At 64.9% G+C, this 507-nt stretch carries 2 protein-coding genes; both read left to right on the plus strand.

Annotation, left to right across the window (positions count from 1 at the left end; all coding sequences use genetic code 11):
• The first annotated feature begins 18 nt into the window (after positions 1-18).
• The gene (locus JCM11216_RS20340) at positions 19-180 is read left to right on the plus strand and encodes a hypothetical protein (RefSeq protein ID WP_243676490.1); all 162 of its coding nucleotides are present in this window, start codon (positions 19-21) and stop codon (positions 178-180) included.
• Positions 181-307: 127 nt separating this feature from the next.
• Positions 308-507, plus strand: a 200-nt coding sequence (locus JCM11216_RS14220) for a hypothetical protein (protein WP_243676491.1), incomplete at its 3' end; no start/stop codon positions are given.

Consider the following 507-nt stretch of genomic DNA (forward strand, 5'->3'; position numbering starts at 1 on the left):
ATTTAAGGCTGTGGGGGGGTGGAGAGAAAAGCGCCTCCCGTGCATATCCCGTACCCGAGGGGGGGTTTTGGCCCCACCGTGGGGGGGTTGATCCCCACGTGGGGGGGCACCTACATCCTGGCTTATTTTCTCCTTCTTGGCTTGTTTTTCCTCCTTAACTTCCTGCCAGGTGGGTGGTGAGGCCCCACGGTGGGGGGGTTGAGTACCAGTCATCCCGGGTGTCCGATAGGGGGGCGTTTAGTCCCGTGTAGGGCTACCGGGCTCTGGCTGGGGGGGAAGGGCCCCACGGTGGGGGGGTAAAAATCCCTTGAAGGTGCGGGATATGCACGGGGGGGGAAGGGGGGGCAAAACGAGGTCAACCCCCGATGATGCCGTGGGGGGGTTTAACCCCACGGTGGATGAGTTTAAACCCCGCTGGTTGGGGGGGGTTCCCGGCGGGGGGGCCATAAGGAGGGAGGAGGGTGAGCAGCCTAAGCCGCAGGGCCGCGTCGACGCGGAGAGGGGGGG

This window comes from Vulcanisaeta distributa JCM 11216, assembly GCF_001315985.1.
Lineage (GTDB): Archaea > Thermoproteota > Thermoprotei > Thermoproteales > Thermocladiaceae > Vulcanisaeta > Vulcanisaeta distributa_E.